This is a genomic window from Neorhodopirellula pilleata (assembly GCF_007859915.1).
In the GTDB taxonomy this organism is placed as follows: Bacteria; Planctomycetota; Planctomycetia; order Pirellulales; family Pirellulaceae; genus Rhodopirellula; species Rhodopirellula pilleata.
The window spans coordinates 426,602-453,099 of the sequence record NZ_SJPM01000004.1 but is presented as its reverse complement, the minus strand read 5'-3'; the positions used below and the strand labels follow the sequence as shown (position 1 = coordinate 453,099).

The following is a 26,498-nucleotide window of genomic DNA, read 5'->3' as shown; positions in this document are numbered from 1 at the left end:
CGCCACCATTCCCAAACCCACTACCAAGAAAACAACACTCGTTTTGCAACGCGAAATCACGGTCAAGGGCGCTCGAGAACACAACCTTCGGGACATCGATCTTTCACTGCCTCGCGGGCAATTGATCTGTTTTTCGGGGGTCTCGGGAAGCGGCAAGTCGTCTCTCGCCTTTGACACGCTCTACGCCGAAGGCCAACGCCGGTACGTCGAAAGCCTGTCCAATTCGGCCCGCCAGTTCATGGGCCAAATGCCCAAACCCGATGTCGATCTGGTCACCGGATTGAGCCCGTCGATCTCGATCAGTCAAAAGTCCACCGGGAACAACCCCCGCAGCACCGTGGGCACGATCACCGAGATCTACGACTTCTTGCGAGTCCTGTTCGCCCGCGTCGGTACCGGCTACTGCCCGAACTGCGACATCCCGATCCAAGCCCAAACCGGCGACGCGATCGTTAGCCGCGTGCTCGCATGCGTCGAACAATACGACCCGTCGACGTTCAACGAAGATGGCGATCTTGAAGAAGACCGTGGCGGCCGGTCCGTGTCCGACGAGGTGGCTTCGTTGTGGGTGCTCGCGCCCTTGGTGCGTGGCCAAAAAGGCGAGTTCAAGGACCTGTTCGAGGACCTCCGCAAACAAGGCTTCAACCGGGCCCGTGTCGACGGCGACACGATCCGGTTGTCCGATCCACCGCCGCTGGACCGTACCCGCCGGCACGATGTGGAAGTCGTCATTGATCGTTTGATCGTGCCTCGCAAACTCGACGCGTCGCTCGATCGAGCCCGGATCAACGAAGCGGTCGAGTTGGCACTCAGGCTTGGCGATTCAACCTTAATCGCCACCGTCAATGATGCCGACGCGGAGGACATCCCGGCACCCAAGCACGACCGACTGTTCTCGTCGCGTTACGCTTGCGGCCAGTGCGGAACGAGCTTTCGCGTCCCCACGCCGCAGTTGTTCAGTTTCAACAGCCCCCAAGGTATGTGCCATTCGTGCGACGGCATCGGCCGTTTGTACACGTTCGTGCCGGAACTGTTGATTCCCGATCCCTCTTTGTCGGTTCGCAAGGGTGCCGTCTCGCTTTTGGGCAAGTGGGCGGATATCGGTCGCTATCGTCGACATATCTATCGCGGCGTGGCCGATGCGATCGACGAAGTCTTGGAACTCAAGCCCGGCACGATGCTCGAAACCGCTTGGGAAAAACTGCCCGAGCAAGGACGTCACGTTTGGTTGTGGGGCGCCGACGATTCGATGACCTTCACCTGGCGTGGGGGGCGAAAAGCCAAAAAATACATCGGCAGTTTTGAGGGATTGATTCCCGAACTGCTCGACCGTTATCGAACCAGTCGCAACAAGATGCAATTGCGACAATTCGAAAAATACATGTCCACGATGGATTGCCCCGACTGTCACGGTCGTCGTCTCAATCCACAAGCCTCGGCCGTGCGGATCACGACCACGTCGCCCACGTTCGCCGATCAACCCGCGCGAACGTTACCGCAACTTTGCGATCTGGCGATCGAGGAGTTGGCGGAATTTTTTGCCGATGTGGACTTATCACCCACCGACGCGCGGATCGCCACGGAAGTCTTGAAAGAGGTCCGCGGCCGGATCGGTTTCTTGCTAGGCGTGGGACTGGATTACCTGACGCTCGGACGCACCGCGCCGACATTGTCCGGTGGCGAATCACAACGCATTCGCTTGGCCGGTCAAATCGGCTCGGGCTTATCCGGGGTGCTGTACATTCTCGACGAACCGTCGATCGGATTGCACCCGCGCGACAACGATCGACTGATCGCGACGTTGACGCGACTTCGAGACGCCGGAAACACGTTGATCGTCGTCGAACACGACGAAGACACGATGCGTGCGTCGGACATGATCGTCGACTTCGGTCCCGGTCCCGGCGTTCGCGGGGGTCATGTCGTCGCCTCGGGGACGATCGACGCGATCACCGGTTGCCCCGAAAGCGTCACGGGCGCGTTCTTGTCTGGACGCCGCGCGATCACGCCATCGGAAAAACTTCGTGACATCGATCCGGCGAAACAACTGCATATCCGCGGCGCTCGGTTTCACAACCTCAAGAACGTCGACGCGTCGATCCCTTTGGGCGTGGTCGTGTGCGTCACCGGCGTTTCGGGCAGCGGCAAGAGTTCCCTGATCGGCGGTATTTTGGAACCCGCTCTCCGCCGCGACCTCAACGGCGCCGAATCCGAACCAGGGGACCACGACGCGATCGAAGGCGTCGAACACCTCGACAAGACCATCGCGATCGATCAATCGCCGATCGGACGGACGCCACGCAGCAACCCGGCGACCTACGTGAAGGTGTTCGACGAAATTCGCAATTTGTTCGCCAAGTTGCCTGACGCGAAAACACGCGGCTACACCGTCGGCCGGTTCAGTTTCAACGTCGACGGTGGTCGTTGCTCGGCCTGCGACGGCAACGGCGCGACCAAGCTGGAGATGGATTTCCTGGCCGACATTTGGGTGCAGTGCCCGGTATGCCAAGGCCAACGATACAACCGCGAAACGTTGGCGGTGAAGTTCAAAGGCAAGTCGATCGCCGACGTGCTCGACATGGACATCAGCGAAGCGTTGCAACTATTCGAAAACATCCCCAAGATCGCCGAGAAACTGCAAACTCTCGTCGACGTCGGGTTGGAATACCTCAAACTCGGCCAACCTTCCCCGACCCTTTCCGGCGGTGAGGCCCAACGGATCAAACTGTCTCGGGAACTCTCGCGGCGGGACACCGGTTCGACACTGTACGTGCTCGACGAACCCACCACAGGCTTGCATTTTGCTGACATCGAATTGTTGCTCGGGGTGATCAATCGTTTGGCCGATCGCGGCAATTCGATCGTAATCGTCGAACACAATCTCGACGTCATCAAAACCGCCGACTGGGTCATCGACTTGGGCGTCGAAGGCGGTGCCGGCGGTGGCGAGATCATCGCTCAAGGACGGCCGTCGGAAGTTGCAAAAGTTACCAACAGTTACACCGGAGAGGCTTTGGCGGGGACTCTCGGTATCAAGCGTCGCAAGACGAAAGCCGCCGCCAAAGCGATCCGCGAAGTCATCACCGCACCGCCGCAAGCCCGCACCCACGTGGTCGTCGAAGGAGCCGAAGAACACAACCTGCGGCACGTCAGTGTGTCGATTCCGAGGGACGCGATGACCGTCTTTTGCGGGCCGTCGGGCAGCGGCAAGAGTTCGATGGCGATGGACACGATCTACGCCGAAGGACAACGTCGGTACGTCGAGTCGTTGTCCAGTTACGCGCGGCAGTTCATCGGCCAGGTGCAAAAGCCCAAAGCCGAGCGAATCGAAGGTTTGTCGCCCGCGGTCGCGTTGGAACAAAAGAACCTCGGACATTCGCCACGCAGTACCGTGGGCACGGTGACGGAAGTTTACGATTACTTCCGAATCCTGTTCGCGAAATTGGGCACGATGTACTGTCCCGATTGCGAGATCCCGATCGGCACCCAAACGCCCGATCAAATCATCGACAAAATTTTGGAACTGCCCACCGGTACCAAGGCGTTGGTGTTGGCACCGATCGAAGTCCAAGCCGGTGAAGCGTCCAAGGACACTTGGGCGACGCTGCGTTCGAGCGGTTACGCCCGCGTTCGCATCGACGGATCCACGGTGCCGCTCGACGAAGCGAAACCGCTCGATCCACGTCGCAAACAGGATGTCGAAGTCGTCGTCGACCGAATCGTCGTCAGCGACGATGAGAAATCACGCATCAGCGATAGCGTCGAGCAAGCACTCTCGTTGGGTGTCGGAGTGATCCGGATCGCGTTGGCCGACTCGCAAATCGACGAATCCGAGTGGCAAACCGTCCAACACAGCCAACACCTCGTTTGCACGTGTTGCGGTCGCTCGTTCAACCCCGTCACGCCGCATCACTTCTCGTTCAATTCGGCGGTCGGGTGGTGCTCGGGATGCGACGGATTGGGCACGCAAACGGGAACCAACCCAGCCGCGCTGATGGGCACGCCGCAACAATCACTCCTCGAAGGTGCGAGCTTGTTGTGGCCGGCGGTCGATCACGCGGTCAGCCGCTGGATGATGCGGGCGCTCTCACGCACGACCGGCATCCCGATCGACGCACCGACCGAGTTGCTGACGCTGTCGCAAAAACGGATCCTGTTCCACGGATTGGGGCCGCGTTGGATCGAAGTCCGACGCGCCGACACCGTCGAACCCAAGGCCGTTACCGAGTCGGGGCAAACCGATCATCCGGCGATGCGACCGGCCGAAAAAGGCCACCCGAATGACATCCTGTTCCGGTATCAGTTCAAAGGATTCTATCCGGCACTCGAGGAAGCCGCCAAGTTGACGCCGGGCTTGCGGGCGAAGTTGGAAAGTTTCGTCGCCGAGATCGACTGTTCGGTTTGCAACGGGTCACGCTTGCGTGAAGAATCGGCGGCGGTCCGCTTTCGCGGGCACACGATCGGTGACTTGGTCCACATGCCGTTGGATCGCTTGGCCGTCGAAGTCGAATCGTGGGATTTGGACCGACGTGAACAAAAGATCGCAGGCGAACTCGTCCGCGAGGTTCAGTCGCGGGTCAGTTTCCTCCGCGACGTCGGCTTGGATTACCTGACACTGCACCGGGGAGCGGCGACGTTGTCGGGCGGCGAAGCCCAGCGGATTCGTTTGGCCTCTCAATTGGGCAGCGGCTTGTGCGGCGTGTTGTATGTGCTCGATGAACCGACGATCGGCTTGCACCCGCGCGATAACAAGCGATTGCTGTCGGCGTTGCATCGTTTGAGAGACCAGGGCAACACGTTGTTGGTCGTCGAGCATGATTACGACGTCATAGCCGGCAGCGATTACTTGTGCGACTTCGGTCCCCAAGCCGGACGGCACGGTGGTAACGTCGTTGCCGAAGGCCCGCCGATGGATATCCGCCCGGCGACCGAGTCGGTGACCCGTCCGTATCTCAATCGCGAAAAACAAATCCCACTTCCGGCAACGCGACGTCCCGTGTTCGCTCCCTCGGGCAAACCGATGGTGGAGTTCTTGCAGGTCCGCGGGGCACGCGAACACAACCTTCGCAATGTCGACGTGAACATCCCGCTGGGTGTTTTGACCGCGGTGACCGGGCCGAGCGGCAGCGGCAAGAGTTCGCTGGTCAATAACATCATCTATCCGGTGCTCGCCCGTCGCCTGCATCGCGCGAAGGTCAAACCGGGCCGCCACGATGCCGTCGATGGCTTGCGTTACATTCATAAGGTCATTCGCGTCGACCAATCGCCGCTGGGCAATTCGCCGAGCAGCAACCCGGCGACATACACGGGCGTCTTTGATTTGATTCGCACCGAGTTCGCCGATTTGCCCGAGGCCCGCGAGCGACGCTTCACCCCGCGAACGTTCAGTTTCAACGTCTCGGGCGGTCGCTGCGAAACGTGTGAAGGCAGCGGTCAACGCAAGATCGAAATGCACTTCCTGCCCGACGTGTGGATCCCGTGCGAAGAATGCAACGCCCGCCGATACAATGAAGACGTCTTGGAAGTCAAGCTGCACGGTCGTTCGATCGCGGACGTCTTGGAGATGCCGTGCGGTGAAGCGGTCGAGGTGTTCGCCGACCGACCGCGAATCGCGCGGGTCGTGCAAACGCTTTGTGACGTCGGCTTGGACTACGTCACGCTCGGCCAATCCGCCCCGACCCTGTCCGGCGGCGAAGCCCAACGCGTCAAGCTCGCGGCGGAGTTGGCCCGTCCCGCTTCCGGGCACACGTTGTACTTGCTCGACGAGCCGACGACCGGATTGCACTTCAGCGACATCGAGAAGCTCCTCGTCGTGATGCAGCGACTCGTCGAGATCGGCAACTCCGTCGTCGTGATCGAGCACAACCTCGACGTGATCAAGTGCGCCGATTGGGTAATCGACATGGGTCCCGGCGCGGGCGTCCATGGCGGCCTCGTCGTCTACGAAGGCACGCCGGAAGGACTCGCGGCCACCGCCCGCGACGACAACGCTTCGGTGACCGCGCCGTTCTTGGCCGACACTTTGGCGATTGCGAATTCCGATCGTGCCGATGCATTGCCCCCGCCCTCGGTTGCGGTCTCTGACGAACGATCGACCGTCTCGACTCGTTCAACCGGGCCGATCGGCAACGGTGCCGTTGCCGAACCAATGTCGTCCCGTCTCGGTGCCGCCCAAGAGGAGCCATCCAACACGGATGCCGGCACATCGAATGCCGGCGAAACGGAAGTCATTTTGCAGCCTTGGCGGGCATTAGGTCGCCGCTGGCACACCCTTCCCAAGGGGTTTCCGAGTGGCTCGCAGCCTCAGTGGCCGCTCGAACTGGTCGACCAAACGCTCAATTTGTTGTCCAAGGTCGCCGGCGAACACGCGTTGGACTACCCCGCCCCTGATCGGGTGTCGGTCAAACTGGAGTCCGGGAATCCAGGCGAATCGTTGCCGATGTGGGCGGAATTGGAAACGAAACAACCTGAATGCGTCCGCTTAAAACTCAGCGGCCCCAAGGCAGCGATCGATTTGGAACAGCTTTTGTCGCTGGATTTTTTGCAGGACCAACCCGATGCGGGAACCGTCGATCTGAGCAACGCCGAACGTGTGACCATCACGTTCAATTTGAAAAAACTTGGTGATGCCGAAAGCGTTCACTTGAAAACGTTCCTGCAAACGCATTTGGATCGCACACGGTGCCTGACGTGATCAGACCCCTTTTCGGATAGGCTCTAAGCTCGCTCGGTCGATAGTCGTGTTGACGTAAGGGCTCGTTTCGGTCACAACGCCACGGAAGCAGAAATTCACCCACATCCAAATCCCCCCAACTTAACGATCCGCATCGTCCATGGCTAAATCGACCAGCAAGAGTTTGGTGATCGTCGAATCACCCGCCAAAGCCCGCACGATTTCGAAGTTTTTGGGCAGCGGTTACCAGGTCGAAGCCAGCGTCGGACACGTCCGGGATCTCCCCGGAGGGGCCAAGGACATCCCCGAAAAGTACAAGAAAGAGTCCTGGGCGTACCTCGGTGTTGATGTCGACAATGATTTCGAACCGGTCTACATCGTCCCTCCGGACAAGAAAAAACAGGTCACCAAACTGAAAGAAGCCCTCAAGGGGGCCGACAGTCTGTATCTCGCGACGGACGAAGACCGCGAGGGGGAAGCGATCTCGTGGCACCTGCACGAGCTACTCAAACCGAAAGTACCGGTCCATCGTTTGGTGTTTCACGAAATCACCAAAGAGGCGATCCAAAAGGCGATCGAGTCCCCCCGCCAAATCGACAACGGGTTGGTCCGGGCCCAGGAAACCCGCCGGATTCTCGACCGTCTTTATGGCTACGACGTCTCCCAATTGCTGTGGCGAAAAGTCGGTCCGGGGCTGTCGGCCGGACGGGTGCAGAGCGTTGCGGTTCGATTGATCGTCCAGCGAGAACGTGAACGGATCGCGTTCCATGATGCGACCTATTGGGACCTCGAAGCCATCTTCTCGACCGACAATGGTGACTCCCTCCCGGCGACCTTGAGTCACGTCGAGGGCCGCAAGATTCCGTCTGGCAAGGACTTTGATCCCGATACGGGAAAACTGATCAACGCCGAACTGCTTCAGATGGACGAAGCCGCGGCAGGCAAACTGGCCGAACGACTCAAGAACGAATCGTTCAAGGTCACCAAAGTCGAAGTCAAACCTTTCGTCGAACGGCCGCGTGCCCCGTTCACGACGAGTACGTTGCAACAGGAAGCCAACCGGAAACTCGGCTTCACCGCCCGCCGATGCATGCAGGCCGCTCAAAAGCTTTACGAGAACGGCTACATCACCTACATGCGGACCGACTCGACGACGCTGTCCAACGAAGCGGTCAACGCGGCCCGCAATTTGGTGCGATCCGAGTACGGCGAGAAGTTCCTGCACGGCACGGTCCGCGAGTACAAGGGCAAGGTCAAGAACGCCCAAGAAGCTCACGAAGCGATCCGCCCGGCCGGCACGCCGTTTCGCGTCCCCGCCGCGGTCCAGAACGAACTCGACCGAGATCAATTCCGTTTGTTCGAATTGATTTGGAAACGAACGATCGCCTGCCAAATGGCCGACGCTCAAAAGCAACGCATCAGCGTGACCGTTGAAGGCGGCGATTGCGTCTTCACCGCATCGGGAACGAGCATCCTGTTCGAAGGCTTCCTGCGAGCCTACGTCGAAGGCAGCGATGATCCCGAAGCGGAACTCGCCGACAAAGAACGATTGCTGCCGAGCGTCAGCGAGAATGATCCGCTCAAACCGCAAACGATCGATCCGAAAAGTCACACGACCCAGCCGCCGGCACGGTACAGCGAAGCCTCGCTGACACGAACGCTCGAGGAAAAAGGTATCGGTCGTCCGTCGACTTACGCGTCGATCATCGACACGATCCAAAAGCGAGATTACGTCTACAAAAAGGGCAACGCGTTGGTCCCGAGTTGGACGGCGTTCAGCGTGATCCGTTTGATGGAAACCCATTTCGAAGCGCTCGTCGATTACGACTTCACCGCGCAAATGGAAGACTTCCTCGACACGATCAGCCGCGAGGAAGCCGAAGCGTTGGAATACCTCAAAGGCTTCTACTTCGGCGACGACGAATCGGTCACGCAACCCGAAGGTCACAAGGCCTCGATCGGATTGAAGAAGCGGCTCGAAAGCAAGATCGAAGAAATCGACCCGCGAGTGACCGCCAAGTTTTCGCTCGGAACTCCCACCGAAGGCGAGAATCGCGAAGAGGTCTTTGTCCGCGTCGGCAAGTACGGGCCGTTCTTGGAACAAGGCGAACGCAAGGCTCCCATTCTCGACGGAATGGCACCCGATGAGATGAATTTGCAAAAAGCGATGGAGCTCTTTGAGTCCGCCTCACGCGAAGACGAACCTCTGGGGATTCACCCCGAATCCGGTAAACCGGTTTATATCAAAGCCGGGCGGTTCGGACCCTACATCCAGTTGGGCGAGAAGGACGACGACGAAAAACGCAATCAATCGATCCCCAAAGCGATCAACGCCGAAGACGTCAATTTTGAAGTCGCGTGCCAGTTGCTGACTTTGCCGCGGAACCTCGGCAACAACCCTGAGAACAACGAGCCGATCATGGCTCACGACGGCCGCTACGGACCGTACGTCAAATGCGAGAAAGAAACCCGTTCATTGCCCGCCGGGATGTCGCCACTGGAGGTGACGTTCGACGAAGCGATCAATCTGCTCAAGCAACCCAAGACCCGAGGCCGCGCCGCGCCGAAAGAACCGATCAAAGTCTTTGAAAACAAGAGCCCGGTCACCGATCAAGAGATCAAGATCCTCGAAGGTCGTTTCGGACCCTACGCAACCGACGGCGAAACCAACGCATCGGTCCCACGGGGAACCGACGCGAAGGACCTGACGTTCGAGGCCGCACTGGACCTGTTGGCCGAACGAGCCGCCCGGGCACCATCGAAGAAGAAAAAGAAAGCCACCAAGAAGAAGGCAACCAAGAAAAAAGCCGTCAAAAAGAAAGCCGCCAAGAAGAAGGCGGCCAAGAAAGCGACCAAGAAGAAAGGCATCATCAAGAAATCGTCGTGAACGCCGCCGCTAGTTTTTCCCAAGACGAGATCCGGCTCGCCCATGAACTGAAAGCGGCCGGATTGCCCTGGCATCCCCGACCCGGACATTACGTGTGGGACGGCGAACCATTGATCCAGCATGATTCACCGTTCCATGATCGCGTGTTCTTCATCTTGGATTTGAAACATTTCCTGCGTCGCAGCGAGACGATCGAGCGGCTCGTCGAATCGATGGTGTGGTTGCCGACGTGGGAACAATGCCGCGTCGAACTGGCCGATCGTTCGGTTCCCAGCAATGAGGTTGTTGCGCACCTGCAAGCAACCGATGCGTTTGCCAATCAGAACGAGCGGTTGGAGCTTTACGTTTTGTTGTTGAGGACGTTGGCATGACGCGGCTATTCGCGGGCACCCCGTTCGACATCCCGCCCACGTGCGATACTTGCGGCAAGGTGGAACCGGATTGCATCTGCACGCCCGAGCAAAAAGCCGCCGCCGAGCGAACGCGACAAGCACAAGCCCGATTACGGGAAGTCGAGGCGGCCCGATTGCCGCCCGAGAAGCAAACCGCACGTCTTCGCGTCGAAACTCGCAAAGGCAAACGAACCGTCACCGTGATCGACGGCTTGACCGCCCATGCGAACGATCTGCCCACGCTGCTATCGAAACTGCAAGCCGCCTGCGGCACCGGTGGCACCGTCCGCGAGGAAGAAGACCGCCTCGAATTACAAGGCGATCATCGCCAATCCGCCGGCGAGCACTTGACCCGATTGGGATACCGAGTTAAGAACGGCTGATCGAGTATCGCAGGGCAAAACGCCGCTGCGAAAGCAAATCGCCGCTCTCGAAAGCGTCTTCGGCTTGCGGTCAAACTAAGAACCTATCCGAAAAGGGGTCTGACCCTTTGGAGGCGAGTCGTTATTCATTCGTTTGAGGGTATCGCCGGAGAGGGTCAGCCCCCTTTTCGGATAGGTTCTAAGTATCGATTGCTTCCCTGCTTATACAGGTGTCTTTCCCCCGGTGCACCCGAACACTTCCGCCGTGACGTAGCTCGCCTCAGGACTGGCTAGCCAAACGTAAAGTGGTGCGAGTTCGGCAGGCTGCGCGGGACGACCCAACAACGTATTCTTTCCAAACTGTTCCACCTTATCCGGTAGCATTGAACCAGGAATGAGCGGTGTCCAGACGGGGCCGGGTGCGACCGCATTGGCCCGGATCCCATGCTCCATCGCCAGCTTCGCGAGCGCCTTCGTCATGCCGATCAGTGCCGACTTGGTCATCGAATAAGGCAACAGATACGGCGAGGGGTTGTAGCCTTGAATCGAGACCGTGTTGATGATGCTTCCGCCGGCTGGTAGCTGACTCATCGCAGCCCGGCATAACCAAAACGGGGCGTAGACGTTGGTCTGGAAGATGCGATCAAAGGTTTCGGATGAGAAATCCTCGATTTCTTGCGAGGTCGTTTGGTAGGCTGCATTGTTGACCAATAGATCGATCCCTCCGAGTTCACTGACGGTTTGATCGATCAAACGGTTGCAGAACGTTTCTTCGCGAAGGTCGCCTTCGAATAACACGCAATGCGATCCGGCGGCTTTGACGAACTCGGCGGTGGTTTCCGCATCTTCGGTCTCCGAGAGATAGTTGATCGCGACGTTCGCACCCTCTCTCGCGTAGGCGATCGCGATCGCTCGACCGATGCCACTGTCACCCCCGGTCACCAACGCGTTCAAACCTTTCAGTTTTCCGGATCCCCGATAGGTCTGTTCGCCGTGGTCCGGCTTAGGAGTCATGTTCGTCGTACTACCAGGCATGTCGAATAAACCCTGCTGGTCAAACGGCGGCTTCGGGTAGGCTTCACGAGGATCACGCAATTGGACGTTCGAGAACGATTGATTGGCGTCGGGTGAGAATTGCGTTTGAGTCGACATGGGAGAGGTTCAGATTGGCGTTAGAGAGTTGGTTGTTCCCGCCGGAGAAACGTGGCGTAAGTCTCTGAGCGGAGCATCTTGTATGCCAGTGAGTTGAGATGGAACTCCAACAGCTAAGCTCGGACCGCCTTTCACTCGACCGGTCCCAATGGTATGCCGGCTCGAACGGCGGTTCGTCGACACGATTCGTTGGAACGGTCTTTGCGGCTTCGTTCGCGATCAGAGGATCGGCGATCGCCGAGGGTGTGATCGCCCGCGCCTCCATTTCAAATGTTTTCGCACCCTTAGCATGGAGTCAGAAATGAGCACCATTCCCGAACAGAATCACCTCACCGGCCTATCAAGCGATGAACGAAAAGCAAAAGGCGCTATTCGTTGGCAACTGGGCGCCGACATTCCTGTTGTTGGGTATTTACAACAAGATGGTCAAGTTACATGGTTCGGACTGAGTCCGTTACCTCTCGCGAAACAGCTCGCTGATCGATTGGTCGTGGTGGATCCGTTTGATCGCCTCGGCCAACAGCGGGGCGACAGAAAGTTGAACCAAATTGGGCAGCAACTTTTCTCCCACGACCGGAATCGTATCAGTCACGGTGATCGAATCGATCGGCGCTTCCCGCAATCGTTCGATCGCCGGGCCACACAGGACGCCGTGCGTGCAGGCGATATGAATCTCGCGTGCCCCAGCGGCGTGCACCAACCTCGCGGCGCCGCAAATCGAACCGGCGGTGCTGATCATGTCGTCAAACATCAGCGCGATGCGTCCTTCGACCGGGCCACCGATGATCGTGCTTTGTCGAACCTCCAACGCATTGGAGCGTCGTTTATCGACGATCGCGAGCGAACCACCGAGGCGTTTTCCGTGACCGACGGCTCGTTTAATACTGCCCTCATCAGGGCTGACGACGACGATTTCATCGCCTTCGAATCGACGGCTAATGAAGTGATCGTTGATCACCGGTGCGGCGTAAAGGTGATCCACCGGCACGTCAAAGAACCCTTGAATCTGAGCCGCGTGCAAGTCCATCGTCAGGACTCGGTCGGCACCGGCGCGGGTGATCAGGTTGGCCACTAATTTCGCGGTGATCGGCACGCGGCCTTCGTCTTTACGATCCTGGCGGGCGTAGCCGAAATAAGGAATCACGGCGGTGATCCGTTCGGCACTGGCCCGCTTGCAACAATCGATCATCGTCAACAATTCGATCAGGTTATCGTTGACCGGCGGACAAGTCGGCTGCAACAAAAACACGTCACGTCCGCGGACGTCTTCATCCAGCTTGCAATAGTTTTCACCATCGGGAAATTGTCCCAATGTGATGCGAGCGGGTTTCAAGTGCAGGTGACGACAGAGTTTCTCGGCGAGGTCTTGGTTCGCTCGACCACTGAAAATTTTGAGTTCACGCATAGCCCATCTTTCGCATCGTTTGGTCGACCAGCGCTAGCTCGTCGGGATTGTTGATCGACAACGATTCACAGTCCTTCAGGACCGGGAGTGCCTCGACGTCGCGACCCGCTTCGCGGAGCAATCGAGCGCAGTCGGTTAAGTAGTATTCGCCCTGAGCGTTCTCGTTGCTCAGGTTGGATAACGCCCAGACGAGATCAGGCGTCGAGAACAAATAGGTGCTCATGTTGACCTCTTTGGTTTGACGCTCCGCCTCGGTGGCGTCTTTGTGCTCGACAATCCCGATGAATTGGCCCTGCTCGTTTCGCAGGATTCTTCCGAGCCCTTCGGGGTTGTCTTTGGTGAGCGTGCCCAACAGGAGGGCCGGCCGCGTTCGGTCGAAATGATCGATCAACGTTCGAAGGCTCTCGGACTGAACGAGCGGAGAATCGCCGGCAATCACCAGCGTCAGACCTTGATGCCCTTGCAGATGCTCCAGACACATCTGAACGGCGTGGCCGGTACCGAGTTGCTCGCTTTGTAATGCGTAAACGATGTCCGCTTGGCCTCGTGAATCGAGTTCGGCCCGGACTTGTTGGGCTTCGTAACCGACGACGACGATTTTCTTGCCGATGCCGGCTTGGTCGGCCGCATCGAGCACGAAATGGATCATAGGGCGATCGACGACCCGGCACAGGACCTTCGGCAAATCACTGTTCATACGGGTGCCCTTGCCGGCCGCCAAAACGACCACCATGGGATCAAGATCGCCGGCGGGGACGGTCGTAGGGGGCATCGGAGCAGTTTCGGGTGGGGGACCGGACGCGTTTTCGGGGCTGACGTTCATTCAACTTCGTGGGGAATACCGAAAGATGGATGTCGGGGGTATCGTCGTTTGTTCGGGCGAATCGGGCAAGGCCGTGTGAAGATTCAATTCTTTCACCAGAATCGCTCAAGTTTCCTCCGGGCTTGGTCTTGTCGCCGGTTTCACGAGCTTGCTAATTTTGAGAATTGATGGCGTCCTTGCCAGCGATCACGACCGGGTTCATTTCGTCAAAGACCGAAAACGGACTGCAGTAACCGCGACGACCGAGCCGATAACACGGGTAATCTCAAACGTCTGCGCTTGCGAAGTCTCCACTGATTCTGACGGAATGCATCCTGGGACAAGGATTGCGGCGCAAATGACCGAATTGAGAATGGATGAAACAGATCCTCAGCCACCCGTTTGGGTGCCTGGTTTTTGTGGAACCTCGGTCATTGCCAGCCCAATTCCCAACACCGTTTCTGAATTTCCGAAGCTATTTCCGCAGTTCGCTCGCTCGAGCGTTCACCCACGAGGGGGCGGAATCGGAAGTTCAGGTTCCGCCTTCCTCCCGGGAGCCAGTGAAGATGCAAATTTACGGACCATTCCGTTTATCAACCGCCCAACCGACCAACCCCGTCGGCAACGTTAAATCCGACGTTGGTAACCGTCTTGGTACCAGCGCGACCGGCCCCAAGCCGTCGGCCGCACCGATCGATCAATTGGACCTATCGTCCGCCGCTCGAGCGTCTGAATTAACCTCAACGAATCGCTTGAGCGAATCCAACGCCATCGCCGGCGGGGGTGAAATCCGAATCGATCGTGTCGCCGAGCTACGCCGCCAAATCGCCAACGGCAGCTACGAAACCCCGGAAAAGCTCGACATCGCGCTGGAACGGCTCTTGGATGATTTCGCCTAGTGCTGCGTCAAACCCGAAAATTAGGGCTAGTGAAGTGAGCCGACGGCGCTAGCCGCGGGCTTTACGGCAGACACGCCACCATTCGAGGCCCGTGGCTAGCGGGCTGTTGATTGAGTGCACGATTGGGCGTTTTCGTTTAACGGCAAGCCGCAGGCGTCTGCGTTCTCAAGCTCTGTCGCCTGCGGCTTGCCGTTAAACGATTAAATCAACAGCCCGCCACGCGTCGGTTTACGGCTACGAACACGCTTTGAGCGTTTCAAACGAACGCAGCTCGTAGCCGATGCCGACGTAGTCGAGTAACTTGCACAGGGCTCGCGCGGCAATCCCGAACCCGTCGGGACCGCTGAAACCGCCGAACTGGCCGCCGCCGCGAACGTGTGGTTCCAAATCCAAGAACACGCCCGCAGCACCGCGTGCGGTCATTCGCGAATGGAGCGTCGGCAAAAACGTCTTCAGATCGCGCAGGATGGTTTCGTGGGCGCTATCCCCACGATCCGCCGGTACGAAGTGACTGGCCGACTCCTCGTCGACATGATCGACCCGGCCGCCCAAGTTGGGGTCGCTGTAGTCTTTGATGTGCAGCCATCCGAGGGACGGTTTCATGGCTTGGTACTGGGCGTAAACCTGATCAGGTGTGAATCCCTGCATCGCGATGTTGGCACCGTCGAAAATCGTCACCATCGCCGGATGATTGACCTTCGCCGTGATGTCGGCGAGCAAATGCCCGGTTTGACCGACCAGGTTGGCCTCGACTTCCAATCCGAACGTCAACCCGCGGGCGTCGCACGCTTCGGCGATCCGGCCGAGTTGATCGGCGACCTGGTCGACGTGCGGTTCGGGGGCCGTTCCCTTGGGATGATAGAACGAGAAACCACGTAAAAGCTTGCACCCGAATGCCTCGGCGCGGTCACAGGCGATCTGCACGTCTTCCTTCAAGTAGGAATCAAACGGCACATATTTGTTGGAGGTCCCGTCGTCGACATCGTTCAGCTTCACCTTCCCGATCGGCGAGCCGATGCTGGAAACTTGCAAACCGTAGTCGGCGTGCATTTGCTGCAATTGCCGGATCTCGGAATCATCTAGCGCCATGACGTTCTTGATGCCGTTGCCGACATCGACGAAGCGGATCGAATAATGCTGAAGCCCGATCGCCGCGATCGCTGCGAACTGTTCGTTCGCCTTCTTGGTGAGTGCGGACTCGTCGGCAAAACCACTTAGCAAGACAACAGGTACAGAGTTCATTGATGCGCAATCCAATTATGACAACAGGTGGGCCAGTCATGAGAACAGGCGGGGAAACCAATTACCGCCGCAGTTTGTGCCAAAAACGCCTCAAAGTGAACCCGTCGGGGCGAAACTTCGTTTTTTCAATCTTGCGTCCGGCGGAGGCTGATTGTTAGTCATTCGGGAAGCGGCGGGGACCTTTCGATGCCGTTTTTTCGTTTGCGATTGCTTTCCTTGTTGTTGATTGAACCGACATGAACTTTCCCGATTCTTTTTCTGCGGACAGCGCGGTCAACGCGAACGCGTCTCAGCCAAACAACCTGACGGCCGCCGATGCCGTGCTGGAGACGGCCGGTGAAGAAACCAAGCAGAGCATCGCCGAGGCAACCTCCTCGCTGATCGCGAACATGGCCGAGGGTGATTTCTCAGGGCTTACTTCCTACGCGACGACGCATCTGGCTCCGGCGATGTTGTCCGCCGCGATCGGGTTGTTCGTTATTTTTCTGGGCTACTTGGCCGCCAAGTATCTGATGCGCGTAATCAGCCAGCCGGTTTGCCGCCGGGTCGACGAGACGCTGGGCAAGTTCGTCGGCAAGATGGTGTTCTACCTGACCATGTTCGGCGTCGTCGGTGCGGTGCTCAGCAAACTCGGCGCACCCCTGGGTGGATTGGCGGCGATGTTGGCTGCTGCCGGTTTTGCCATCGGCCTCGCCTTCCAGGGCACCTTGAGTAACTTTGCGGCGGGTGTCTTGATGCTCGTTTTCCGGCCCTTCAAGGTCGGTGACTTTGTGACCGCCGCCGGAGTCAGTGGCAAGGTCAACGAGATCGATTTGTTCACAACCACCTTGGATACACCCGACAACCGCCGCATCATCGTCCCGAACAGTTCGATTGCGGGCGGAACGATCGAGAACATGACCCATCACCGACATCGCCGCGTCGAAGTGCTCGTTGGCGTGGAGTATGCGGCGGACCTGCAAACGACTCGTGTCGCGTTGACGCAAGCGATTGAGAACTTGAGCCAGTTCATGATCCCCGGTGAAAACCGTGGTTGCGCTGTCGTGCTGGCGGGACTCGGTGACAGTGCGGTGCAGTGGAAAGTCCGCTTATGGGTTGCCGCAGGTGACTACTGGCCCGTTACTGAAAAGCTAATCGGAGAAGTGAAAACTCAACTCGATTTAGCTGGAGTCGGCATCCCGTTCCCGCAGATGGACATTCACATCAAAGGCGACGAGGGCGTCTTGTCGATGAGCGGAAACGCCAAGGTTCGTCCCACACGCCGGGCTTCGGACCGAATGGCCGGCTAGCGGGCTGTTGTTTTAGTGAGCCGACGGCGCTAGCGGTCTGTTGATTTAATCGTAACCCGAAGCGTCAGCGAGGGATGAGTCAATATCAATGATCCCTCGCTCACGCGTCGGGTTACGATTAGGACTAAATCAACACGCCGCTAGAACGCGTCGTCATCATCATCAAGCTGCGCCAGTCGTTCCCATTCGGGACATTCATGGGCGGCGGCCTGATCGGCGTCCTCGAACGTGCATCGGCAATCCGTGCAAAACAACTGCCGACAATCCAAACAGCGACCAATGCAGGGATCCTCGATCACGGGATCGCATTCGCAGTCCTCGGTTGAACTGCTCTCGCACTGCGGACAGGGGCCGACCATGATCGCATTGGTGAACTCATCGGGATCGTCGTATTCCTCCGCCATCGACTTCATCACTTCCCAAACCTCCGGATTGGACTGACGCATCATCTCCATGAAAGCGGCGATGTCTTCCTGGGGTGGTTCATGTTCACTGCGATATCGGTCGATCGCGGCTTGCCATGCGGCCAAATCCTTGTCCGAGATTAGGTGCTGGTTCTCTTCGCTCACAATCAATCCGGTTTCTTGGAAGGCGTAGATCAAAGCGGGATCGACTCCCGTTGCTTCCATCGATTGCGTCAGATCGTGTTCGACGTGCTCGTATAAGAGATTCTCGAACAATCGATCATCGGGCTGAAGTTCGCGACCGAGTTCCTCGCTTCGCTGATACATCAACTGTTCTAAATGCTCACCGAGTTCGTCGGACATCGGAACCGATTTTCGAATCGTACCGTCTTCGTTCTCGCTGTACGTTACCCCTTTGCGGAGACAACAGTGTTTGAACTTTTTGCCGCTACCGCAGGGGCAACGCGAATTTTTGCCGATTGGAGAGTTCGTCACTGGATTTGATGGTGGGTATAGAAGGGCTGACGGCAAACGAATTTCGATGAAAACGTGAAATTATGTGCTGACGGCTCGTTTTGACGGTTTCAAGCGAAATGCCTTGCGACGGAAGTGGTCGATTTGATAACCATAGCTCGAATGTTCGGATGAAGCAGCGGTTTCTCACTGGTTTTACTCCGATGAACGTCTGATTTCTCGCCATGGAAGGCTAATCAGGGATGTCTACTCGACGCCAATTCTCGTTGTTGACCGCGATCGGTCTCGGTCTCGTATTTCTTTTCGCCGGTGTTTCGCCGACGGCATCGGCTGCCGAAGCGGAATGGATTTGGTCTGGCGATTCTTCGCCCGACGAACCCGTGAAGGTCGGCGATACGTGCTGGTTCCGTAAAGTCTTGAACCTCCGCGAACGCGGTGAAGCCGTTCTCGAAATCGCCGCCGACGACCAGTACGAAGTTCGGGTCAACGGCCGAATCATCGGAACCGGCAAGTCGTATCGGACGATGAAGGAGTTCACGATTTCCGACTATCTCGAAGTCGGACGCAACGTCGTTGCGATTCGAGTTGAAAACACATCGGGCGACACGGCCGCCCTGGTAGCTCGAGTTTCTGTGCGTCCCAACAACGACGATAAATGGTACACCTTCAGCAGCGACTCCTCTTGGCGGACCAGCTCGAAAGAGTTGGCGATGTGGGACAACCCCGCCCTGAACGACGGGACTTGGCAAACCGCGACATCGTATGGCGTGTTGGGCGAAACGGTTCCTTGGGATCGCGAGCAAACCGTCCAAGTCGAAACCGCGAAAGAACAAACCGAACGATTCCAAATCCAAAAAGGCTTTGGTGTTCATCGGCTCGTCAATGATGAACAAGTCGGTTCGATCATCGCGATGGCGTTTGATGAATTCGGCCATATCCTTCTGGCACAAGAACAAGGTCCGCTCTTGATCGTCGTGGATCGCGACGACGACGGCATCCCCGAAGACGTGCGGACGTACTGCGAAGAAGTCAGCTCGGTCCAAGGAATCTTGCCTCTCAACGGCGAAGTCTTCGTTACCGGTAAAGGACCCGAAGGCACGGCCCTGTATCGTTTGACCGATTCGAATCGTGACGGCAAGTTGGAAACGGTCAAGACCGTCATGAAGTTCCGAGGCGAAGGCGGCGAGCACGGGCCCCACGGGTTGCGACTGGGTCCCGACGGCATGATCTATCTATCACTCGGTAGCCACGTTCAGCCGATCGGAAAGACCGGCAAAGGCGAGACGTTACGAGACATCTATGAAGGCGATTTGCTGCCGCGTTTCGAAGATCCAGGTGGACACGGACGCGGCGTGCGAGCTCCCGGCGGTACGATCATTCGGACCGACATCGAGGGTGACGTCGTCGAACGCGTGGCCGGCGGTTTACGAAACACGTACGACTTGGCATTCCACCCCAGCGGCAGTCTGTTCGTTCACGACGCGGACATGGAAGCCGACGTTCAAACGCCTTGGTATCGCCCGACCGCGTTGATGGAAATCACCGAAGCCGGCGAGTTCGGATGGCGAACCGGATGGGCCAAATGGCCGGAGTATTACTTTGATCGTTTGCCGAATCTGCTCGATACCGGACGAGGCAGCCCGACGGGCATAGAATGCTATGAACATCACATGTTCCCGGTTCGCTATCACGATAGCCTGTTCTTGGCCGATTGGTCCGAAGGACGCATCTTAAATGTACGCTTGAAAAGCGATGACGGCGGATACGCCGCCGACAGTGAAGTGTTCTTGAAAGGCTCGCCGCTTAACGTGACCGATTTGAGTGTCGGCCCCGACGGTGCGTTGTACTTTTGCACCGGTGGTCGCGGTACGGCCGGCGGTGTGTACCGAGTCGTTTATCAAGGCAAGATTCCAGACGCGATGAAACAACTCGGCACCGGCATCGCCGCTGCCGTCCGTCAGCCTCAGCTCGATGCCGCTTGGTCACGCCAAGAAATCGCTTCGATCCGCAGTAAACTGGGCGATGATTGGAACCGCCAGGTCGCCGGTGTGGCGTACAGCGAGGAAAACCCGGCGTCGTACCGCATACGCGCTTTGAACTTAATGCAAATGTACGGTCCGGTTCCCAGCGACGAGCTGCTCGTCGAGTTATCCGAAACCGAAAACGAGGCCGTCCGACGTCGGGCGACCAAGCAATTGGGCTTATCACCGAGTCGCCGAGCCGCCGCACGACTCGAAGAACTCCTTGCCGATGGGGATGTGCTTGTTGTTCGTGAAGCTTGTGAAGCGATTCTGCGAAGCGGCCAGTTGCCTCGGACCCCAGCCCCGGTGTTGGAATTGTTGGCGTCCAAAGATCGCACGGTCTCGTATCTCGCTCGCCAGATTCTGCAGCGGATGCCGGTGGAATCATGGCGCAGCGAAGTGTTGACATCCAACAACCCACGCGTCGCGTTGGTCGGGATGCTCGGCTTGATTGCCGCCGACAAGACGAAGACAACCGGTGGAGAAGTACTGCAACGAACCGGCCAGTTGATGCAAGGCTTCTTGAGCGACAAGGACTTTGTCGATGCCCTGCGTCTGTGCCAAGTCACGCTGCATCGTTGTGAGATTCCTGCGACGGCCGCGCCTTGGTTGCGAGATCGCATCGCCGCCGAGTTCCCTTCTGGCGACTCTCGCATCAATCACGAATTGATTCGTTTGGCAGCCTACCTACAAGCGGACGAATTGATCCCGAGAGCGATGGATTATATCGATTCCGACGCTCCGAAGATGGACCGCGTCTTGACGGCGATGTGTTTGCAACGCATCGATCGGCAATGGACCGCTCGCGAGCGATTCTCGTTATTGAAGATGTATGAACAGATTGCCGGTGAAGAATCCGAAGGCAGCCTTCCGATGTACATGGTTGCCGTGACGCGGGACTTTGCCCGTCACTTATCCGAAGACGACGTGCAGGCGATTCTCGACGAAGGATCACGTTGGCGAAACGCCGCCCTCGGTGCGATCTTCCGCCTCAAGCGACCGATCGATGACGCGACCGCGAGCAAGTTGCGAAGTCTCGACGACGAGTTGATGGCCGAACCGAAGATTGACGATGTTCATCGTCGACTTCGCACCGGCATCATCGCCATGTTATCCACCGCATCGGACGAAGAATCCGCCGAACACCTGCGTCGCATTTGGCGAACCGAACCGCAGCGGCGTGCCGTTGTCGCGCTGGCGTTGTCTCAAAAACCCAATGATGAAAACTGGGATTACTTGGTACGCAGCTTGAATATTCTCGACGGCCCCGCCGCCGAAGAAGTCGTCAAGCAACTTCGCACCGTCCCGATCGCGACGGAAGATCCGATGGCTTTGCGAGCGTTGACTTTGATGGGATTGCGTGCCGAAGCCGAAGGCGGTTCGTTCGAGAACGTCGAACAGCTTCTTGAACATTGGACGGGCATGCAACGTCCCGAAGGCGTTTCGAAATCGATGAAGCCGTGGCAGTCATGGTACGCGAAAACGTTCCCCGATCGACCCGCAGCGGAACTGCCTCCCCAAGACGAATCCAAATGGGATCTCGATCAATTGTTGACTTATTTGGATTCGCCCGAAGGCGACACCGGGGATGTGCACAGTGGCGAGGGATTGTTTGCCAGCGCCAAGTGTGCCGACTGCCACCGCGTGGGATCCAACGGTCAATCGATCGGCCCCGATTTGACGAACATGGCCAAGCGGTTCACTCGTCGTGAAATCCTCGAGTCCATCCTGCACCCCTCGCATGTGGTGAGCGATCAGTACGCCAGCAAGAAAGTCTTGACGCTTTCGGGCAAGGTTTATGTGGGGATGGTCAGCAAGGTTGGTGACGGGGTGGAAATCCGTGATTCTCAAAACGAAGTCACCTTTGTGGAGAATAAGGAGGTCGATTCCATCCTGCCGAGCCGGTCGAGCATCATGCCCAGCGGCTTGATCGACGGACTTTCGATGAACCAAGTGAGCGATTTGATGGCTTATTTGGGGCTGATCGAGCCGGTCGAGATCGCCACACGACCCTAGATTTCGTCCGGCTAACCGGCACAACCGAACCCGGACGGCATCTCGCCGGTCTGGGTAGGAAGAATTCGTGGATTTCTGGGTCCAGAAAATCCGACGAGCCTTTGACAAGGATAATAGTTTGCGTAAACTCTTGCTCCTTCGATCGACGAAGAGTCTTGAGTTGGTGCCGGTTTTTTCTGGGCGTTACCAAGGTGATTCGGCCGATTTCGGGCGTGTAGCTCAGTTGGTTAGAGCGCGTCGCTGATAACGACGAGGTCCCAGATTCGAGTTCTGGCACGCCCACTTCCCCGGGGGTATAGCTCAGTTGGGAGAGCATCTGCTTTGCAAGCAGAGGGTCGTCGGTTCAAGTCCGTCTACCTCCATCGATTCAAGCCCGTCTTTACCGTGTTTCAAGTCACTTGAGACCGGAAAAGACGGGCTTTAATCATTTATGATGATCGCGTTGAAACGATTTTTGGCAACGCTGTCACCGCCCGGTTCAAACGAACATTGACTGTCTAATCGTGCCTCACCTGGACATTTGCAGGACGAAGATCGTAGTAGTAAATTTGGTAACTTTTGAGTTCTTGATAAGCATCCAGAACTCGACTCCAGTCTTCTGGAGAATAGGATCGTGAACAATTCTCCAAGTGCTCGCGAAGGAGCTCGTCAGGGTAGTCGCCGGGACGGTCCAGGTAAGCTTTGCCGAAATCCAAAAGCCGCGGAGGTGAAACGAGCCCCATCTCAATGACGAACAACTCGTCACTGAAGCTGATCAGTTCGGGAACTGCGAAACCTGCGACTTCAGTTACGGAGAGATTTGCGAGGCGTTCGTAGCATTTGAGTTCAGCAAGATAGTTTCGCTCGCGGTAGAAAACCTTGACGGCTGTAAGACGTGACGATTCCCAGACAGCACCGTCTTCGCCGATTCCGAGTGGTTCGCCATCAACATCTATGGAAATGTCGTTCTGTTTTGCATACTCTAGAATGCATTCGAATATCTCGATGTCCGAGCTTCCCATGCGTTACTCCAAATTCTCGTCTCAGGTTAGCATCTGCCTGTTGGTCGCAGGCTTAAAGCTCGATGTTGCGCAAATCACTGACAAGCACATTCATCTTCGCGACGACTCTGTCGAACTTGATTCGTGCGAAGGGCGAATCGTAATCGATATCGATGGTAAAAAAACCGAGGAACACGTTTTCCTCCACGCGGGCGTTCAAAAAGGAATTAGAAAAGTGCTGTTTTGGTAGCGTGATTGCGCCCAAAGGGGGCGATGCTGATCGCCTGAACAACCCCTGTCGCTTCACGGACCATTCATTTGCCATTTCCGACGGTCCCCCAACGATCCCAACGGACCCGTGCGATTGTCGCCTTGATTGCGGTCAATGCACTTTGGGGGCTTTCGTTTCCGATCGTTAAAGCGCTCAATCTTCAGGTTGCTGATCATTTCGACGCGCCGGAGAACGGGAACGGGTTTGGCATGTTGGCCGGTACGTCGGCTTGGGTGATCGGCGTCCGGTTTTTGCTGGCGATGGTCTTGTTGCTGTTTTTTTGCCGGCCGCTGGTGGCTTCGGTTCGCTGGCCTCATTTGCTCAGCGGTGCCGCGATCGGAGCGATGTTCTTTTTCGGTTTGCTTCTGCAAGTGGCGGGTTTGGCGAGCATCCCCGCGTCACGCAGTGGTTTCCTGACGAGCCTCGTTGTGGTTTGGACGCCTGTTATGGCGACGCTTTGGCAACGACGGCTGCCCCGTCGGAAAACGATCATTGGCGCGGCCGTCTCGATTTTGGGGGTCTCCGTTTTAACGGGAATGATCACCGTCGAAGCGGGACGCATTCAAGTAGCCGATGACGCACTGAGTCAGTGGCGATTGGGAGATTCGTTGACCTCGATCGCGGTGTTTTTCTTTTCTATTCAGATAATCCTTGTTGATTCGCTTGGCAAGAGATTCGAATCGACCGCGTTCACTCCGTCGATGTTCGCGACCACGGGACTGCTAGCATTCACGGTATTCGCCGGGTTGCACTGGATCGATCTTGGCCCGGTCTCGCATTCGGTCGGGGGACCCGAGGGATGGCTGCCGATGACGTTTCAGCTTCGCTTTATCTTGCCGATTATCGTACTGAGTTTATTTTCCACATTGATCGCGTTCTTTTGGATGAACCGCTATCAACCGGTTCTAACGGCTGGCCAGGCGGCGGTGGTCTACACGCTTGAGCCGCTGTTCGCATCTACTTGGGCGATGTTCTTGCCCGCGTGGTTATCAATGCTCGGCCAGATTCGTTACGAGAACGAGATCGTCACTTGGCAATTGATCGTCGGCGGTGCGATTTTGATCTTGGCCAACGGGGTGGCTCTTTGGCCGGACCGAAAATAAACCTCGCTAGCAGCGTGTTGATTTAATCGTAACCAGCTGCGTCAGCGAGAGATAATTGATACTAACCCATCCCTCGCTTACGCTTCGGGTTACGAAAAACCAATGCCACAGGCAAAAGTGCAACTTCAAAATTCACGCGTCGCGTTGTGATGCGAACTAAATCAACACGCTGTTAGCGAGCTTGTTTCTTTTGAAGTTGTTCGATCGTGGCGATACGCTCGTCGAGTTGGCGGATCAGGCTTTGGGTGACCGCGATGCGCGAATCCAATTCGCCTTTGAGTTCACGTTGCAAGTCAAACATCGCCACCTGCCAGCGCTGGGTTTCCGGCGGAGCATCGCTGAGGGGAAGCGCCGAAGCGCTGGTCGCGTTGAGCCGTCTTTGGATTTCACGATCCTCGTGTTGTTGTCGAACCCGATTTCGACGACGTTGCACGGTCATCCGCGCCAAAACCCATCCGAGCAACAGGAAACCACCGAGCATCCACAACCCGCTGCGGTCCTGAAGAGTCATCGCCAAGAAGTTAATCGGGATCACGGAAGGCTGGGGGCGAAATGCACGAGGGACGGTGGCAATCGCGTTTCAAGTCATGAAACCCGATATGACGATGGGGACGCTTCATCTCCAATCGACCGATAGTCAGGCCAGAAGCGAGTCATTGCGACCGTCCGGACGAGTCTCATTGACTTGGGAATCTGTTTTTAACGATCATGTTTGTTATGAGTGAACCTTTCGATGAAATTCAAGTTTGGCATGCTGCCGCAGCGAGCGACCGTCCGGGGCCGGTCGAAGCGTTCTGCGAGCGTTGTTTGCTCGACGAAGAACGGATCGCGGCGGACCGATTTCGTGTCGCCTCGGCAAGACATCAACACGTCGTCGGACGAGGCATGGCCCGTGTGCTATTGGCCGAAGGACGTTGCGAGACCGACGAAATCGAATTTCGTTTACTCGATCATGGCAAGCCGATCGTCCAACAGCCTCCGCATGCTTGCCGCGCATTCAACGTGGCTCACACCCGCGGGTTGGTATTATGCGGGATCGGCCCGGCGACGCCATGGCTGGGCGTCGACGTAGAATGGAACGATCGTCGAACCGATCCGGCGATTGCGAATCGCTACTTCGCGGCGGCCGAAATCAAACAGCTCGATTCAGCTTCGAGCGAAGCCGAGCATCGTGAGTTGTTCTTGAAACTATGGACGCTTAAGGAAGCCTTTATCAAGGCGATCGGAACGGGCCTATACACACCGTTGGATCAATTCGCGTTCGAAGAGGCCCGAACCCCCGAACCGAAGTTAACGGTACGAGATCCGAAGCTGACTCACGGGCGACGCTGGCAATTTGTCAGCTTCGAACCGAGGCCGGGATTCATCGCCGCTCTCGCGATGGGAAGTCCGGCGACGACATCGGACGCTCGTCTTCAATGGAGCCTGCTTGATTTTGAATCGAAGATCTCCACATCACCAACGAACGCCACGTGAGTTGCTCACGCGGCGTTTCGATCGTCTTTCCGACATGGGTTCGCCTGCCCCGAATGGCACGAACCGTATTACTCGGGCAGGATAAATTACTCGGGAAGGATAACCGAATCGATGACGTGAATCACGCCATTGCTGCATTCGATATCTGTCTTGACAACTTTCGCCTTGTCGACCATCACTCCATCGTCGCTCACCTTGATATCGACGGTGGAACCTTGAACGGTTTTGGCTTCGCTCAACTTCACGACGTCGGCGGCCATGACTTTTCCGGAAACCACGTGGTAGGTCAGGATCGAGACTAGCTTTTCTTTGTTCTCCGGCTTGAGCAAACTTTCCACGGTGCCCTCGGGCAATTTTGCAAACGCTTCATCGGTAGGTGCGAAAACCGTGAACGGACCTTTTCCTGAAAGCGTATCGACCAAGCCGGCTGCCTTCACGGCGGCGACTAACGTGGTAAAGTTCTTCGCGCCGACGGCGACTTCGACAATGGTCTTCTCTTTGGTTTCGTGATGGTCGGCCTTGGCGGACGTGGACAACATGGATGCCGTTACGGCAGCAGCTAGACCGAGTGTAAACAATAGACGCATTTCAATTTCCTAATAGCTCAACCGGCCTCGTACGCTCACTCGAGAACACATGTCTCGATGAGA

The 26,498-nt window shown here is 57.2% G+C and carries 18 protein-coding genes and 2 tRNA genes; 11 read left to right on the top strand and 9 right to left on the bottom strand.

Annotated elements, in window-relative coordinates:
* Positions 1-43 precede the first annotated feature (43 nt).
* From uvrA to Pla100_RS12690, 4 genes are all read left to right on the top strand, one after another.
* Positions 44-6,694, top strand: coding sequence for an excinuclease ABC subunit UvrA (gene uvrA, locus Pla100_RS12705; protein ID WP_146578032.1), 6,651 nt, complete (start codon positions 44-46; stop codon positions 6,692-6,694).
* A gap of 139 nt (positions 6,695-6,833) precedes the next feature.
* On the top strand, positions 6,834-9,560 hold the full coding sequence (topA, locus tag Pla100_RS12700; protein WP_146578031.1) for a type I DNA topoisomerase: 2,727 nt from the start codon (positions 6,834-6,836) through the stop codon (positions 9,558-9,560).
* Positions 9,557-9,931, top strand: a complete 375-nt coding sequence (locus tag Pla100_RS12695; protein ID WP_146578030.1) for a hypothetical protein — start codon at positions 9,557-9,559, stop codon at positions 9,929-9,931. The genes topA and Pla100_RS12695 overlap by 4 nt, the downstream gene beginning before the upstream one ends.
* Entirely contained in the window at positions 9,928-10,335 is a 408-nt protein-coding gene (locus Pla100_RS12690; protein ID WP_146578029.1) for a translation initiation factor, read from the top strand. The genes Pla100_RS12695 and Pla100_RS12690 overlap by 4 nt, the downstream gene beginning before the upstream one ends.
* Before the next feature lie 201 nt (positions 10,336-10,536).
* Here the strand turns inward: Pla100_RS12690 and Pla100_RS12685 are convergent, their stop codons facing one another.
* The 3 genes from Pla100_RS12685 to Pla100_RS12675 all read right to left on the bottom strand — a co-directional run bounded on the left by Pla100_RS12685 (position 10,537) and on the right by Pla100_RS12675 (position 13,643).
* Positions 10,537-11,466 (bottom strand): SDR family oxidoreductase, encoded by a 930-nt coding sequence (locus tag Pla100_RS12685; RefSeq protein WP_146578028.1) that lies wholly within the window; start codon positions 11,464-11,466, stop codon positions 10,537-10,539.
* A 454-nt stretch (positions 11,467-11,920) separates the two neighbouring features.
* A complete protein-coding gene (locus Pla100_RS12680; protein WP_146578027.1) occupies positions 11,921-12,871 on the bottom strand; it encodes a ribose-phosphate diphosphokinase in 951 nt (316 codons plus the stop codon).
* Complete coding sequence (locus Pla100_RS12675; RefSeq protein ID WP_231603003.1) at positions 12,864-13,643, bottom strand: sugar phosphate nucleotidyltransferase; 780 nt, start codon at positions 13,641-13,643, stop codon at positions 12,864-12,866. The genes Pla100_RS12680 and Pla100_RS12675 overlap by 8 nt, the downstream gene beginning before the upstream one ends.
* Positions 13,644-14,239: 596 nt before the next feature.
* Here Pla100_RS12675 and Pla100_RS12670 point away from each other — a divergent pair.
* Entirely contained in the window at positions 14,240-14,572 is a 333-nt protein-coding gene (locus Pla100_RS12670) for a flagellar biosynthesis anti-sigma factor FlgM (RefSeq protein ID WP_146578026.1), read from the top strand.
* A gap of 234 nt (positions 14,573-14,806) precedes the next feature.
* Here Pla100_RS12670 and Pla100_RS12665 read toward each other — a convergent pair whose 3' ends face one another.
* Positions 14,807-15,814 carry a sugar phosphate isomerase/epimerase family protein gene (locus Pla100_RS12665; protein ID WP_146578025.1) on the bottom strand — a complete coding sequence of 336 codons (1,008 nt, stop codon included), beginning with the start codon at positions 15,812-15,814 and terminating at the stop codon, positions 14,807-14,809.
* Between the two features lie 236 nt (positions 15,815-16,050).
* Between Pla100_RS12665 and Pla100_RS12660 the strand changes: the two genes are divergently transcribed.
* Entirely contained in the window at positions 16,051-17,103 is a 1,053-nt protein-coding gene (locus Pla100_RS12660) for a mechanosensitive ion channel family protein (RefSeq protein WP_146578024.1), read from the top strand.
* Between the two features lie 140 nt (positions 17,104-17,243).
* On the opposite strand, the gene Pla100_RS12655 is transcribed toward Pla100_RS12660, so the two are convergent.
* Positions 17,244-18,002 carry an SEC-C metal-binding domain-containing protein gene (locus Pla100_RS12655; RefSeq protein ID WP_197167887.1) on the bottom strand — a complete coding sequence of 253 codons (759 nt, stop codon included), beginning with the start codon at positions 18,000-18,002 and terminating at the stop codon, positions 17,244-17,246.
* Positions 18,003-18,223: 221 nt separating this feature from the next.
* Here Pla100_RS12655 and Pla100_RS12650 point away from each other — a divergent pair, with 221 nt between their 5' ends.
* The 3 genes from Pla100_RS12650 to Pla100_RS12640 all read left to right on the top strand — a co-directional run bounded on the left by Pla100_RS12650 (position 18,224) and on the right by Pla100_RS12640 (position 22,380).
* Positions 18,224-22,018: a DUF7133 domain-containing protein gene (locus Pla100_RS12650; protein WP_146578022.1), complete on the top strand. Its 3,795-nt coding sequence runs from the start codon at positions 18,224-18,226 to the stop codon at positions 22,016-22,018.
* 208 nt (positions 22,019-22,226) lie between these two features.
* Positions 22,227-22,300 (top strand) — tRNA-Ile (locus Pla100_RS12645).
* Between the two features lie 7 nt (positions 22,301-22,307).
* Positions 22,308-22,380 (top strand) — tRNA-Ala (locus Pla100_RS12640).
* A 135-nt stretch (positions 22,381-22,515) separates the two neighbouring features.
* Here Pla100_RS12640 and Pla100_RS12635 read toward each other — a convergent pair.
* Positions 22,516-23,019 (bottom strand): hypothetical protein, encoded by a 504-nt coding sequence (locus Pla100_RS12635; RefSeq protein WP_146578021.1) that lies wholly within the window; start codon positions 23,017-23,019, stop codon positions 22,516-22,518.
* A gap of 52 nt (positions 23,020-23,071) precedes the next feature.
* Positions 23,072-23,323, bottom strand: a complete 252-nt coding sequence (locus Pla100_RS31590) for a hypothetical protein (RefSeq protein WP_146578020.1) — start codon at positions 23,321-23,323, stop codon at positions 23,072-23,074.
* 47 nt (positions 23,324-23,370) lie between these two features.
* On the opposite strand from Pla100_RS31590, the gene Pla100_RS12625 reads away from it, so the two are divergent.
* Positions 23,371-24,372 carry a DMT family transporter gene (locus tag Pla100_RS12625; protein ID WP_231603002.1) on the top strand — a complete coding sequence of 334 codons (1,002 nt, stop codon included), beginning with the start codon at positions 23,371-23,373 and terminating at the stop codon, positions 24,370-24,372.
* 172 nt (positions 24,373-24,544) lie between these two features.
* Here the strand turns inward: Pla100_RS12625 and Pla100_RS12620 are convergent, their stop codons facing one another.
* A complete protein-coding gene (locus Pla100_RS12620) occupies positions 24,545-24,883 on the bottom strand; it encodes a hypothetical protein (RefSeq protein ID WP_146578162.1) in 339 nt (112 codons plus the stop codon).
* A gap of 206 nt (positions 24,884-25,089) precedes the next feature.
* On the opposite strand from Pla100_RS12620, the gene Pla100_RS12615 reads away from it, so the two are divergent.
* A complete protein-coding gene (locus Pla100_RS12615; RefSeq protein ID WP_146578018.1) occupies positions 25,090-25,848 on the top strand; it encodes a 4'-phosphopantetheinyl transferase family protein in 759 nt (252 codons plus the stop codon).
* 86 nt (positions 25,849-25,934) lie between these two features.
* Here the strand turns inward: Pla100_RS12615 and Pla100_RS12610 are convergent, their stop codons facing one another.
* Positions 25,935-26,387, bottom strand: coding sequence for a fasciclin domain-containing protein (locus Pla100_RS12610; protein WP_390620602.1), 453 nt, complete (start codon positions 26,385-26,387; stop codon positions 25,935-25,937).
* Positions 26,388-26,498 lie beyond the last annotated feature (111 nt).

Excerpts from the sequence above, each read along its gene's own strand:
- Pla100_RS12680 (WP_146578027.1), bottom strand. The coding sequence starts at position 12,871 with ATGCGTGAACTCAAAATTTTCAGTGGTCGAGCGAACCAAGACCTCGCC.
- Pla100_RS12660 (WP_146578024.1), top strand. The coding sequence starts at position 16,051 with ATGAACTTTCCCGATTCTTTTTCTGCGGACAGCGCGGTCAACGCGAAC.
- Pla100_RS12620 (WP_146578162.1), bottom strand. The coding sequence starts at position 24,883 with ATGACTCTTCAGGACCGCAGCGGGTTGTGGATGCTCGGTGGTTTCCTG.
- Pla100_RS12690 (WP_146578029.1), top strand. The coding sequence starts at position 9,928 with ATGACGCGGCTATTCGCGGGCACCCCGTTCGACATCCCGCCCACGTGC.
- Pla100_RS31590 (WP_146578020.1), bottom strand. The coding sequence starts at position 23,323 with ATGGCAAATGAATGGTCCGTGAAGCGACAGGGGTTGTTCAGGCGATCA.
- Pla100_RS12610 (WP_390620602.1), bottom strand. The coding sequence starts at position 26,387 with ATGTTGTCCACGTCCGCCAAGGCCGACCATCACGAAACCAAAGAGAAG.
- Pla100_RS12685 (WP_146578028.1), bottom strand. The coding sequence starts at position 11,466 with ATGTCGACTCAAACGCAATTCTCACCCGACGCCAATCAATCGTTCTCG.
- Pla100_RS12615 (WP_146578018.1), top strand. The coding sequence starts at position 25,090 with ATGAGTGAACCTTTCGATGAAATTCAAGTTTGGCATGCTGCCGCAGCG.
- topA (WP_146578031.1), top strand. The coding sequence starts at position 6,834 with ATGGCTAAATCGACCAGCAAGAGTTTGGTGATCGTCGAATCACCCGCC.
- Pla100_RS12665 (WP_146578025.1), bottom strand. The coding sequence starts at position 15,814 with ATGAACTCTGTACCTGTTGTCTTGCTAAGTGGTTTTGCCGACGAGTCC.
- Pla100_RS12670 (WP_146578026.1), top strand. The coding sequence starts at position 14,240 with ATGCAAATTTACGGACCATTCCGTTTATCAACCGCCCAACCGACCAAC.
- Pla100_RS12650 (WP_146578022.1), top strand. The coding sequence starts at position 18,224 with ATGTCTACTCGACGCCAATTCTCGTTGTTGACCGCGATCGGTCTCGGT.
- Pla100_RS12675 (WP_231603003.1), bottom strand. The coding sequence starts at position 13,643 with ATGCCCCCTACGACCGTCCCCGCCGGCGATCTTGATCCCATGGTGGTC.
- Pla100_RS12635 (WP_146578021.1), bottom strand. The coding sequence starts at position 23,019 with ATGGGAAGCTCGGACATCGAGATATTCGAATGCATTCTAGAGTATGCA.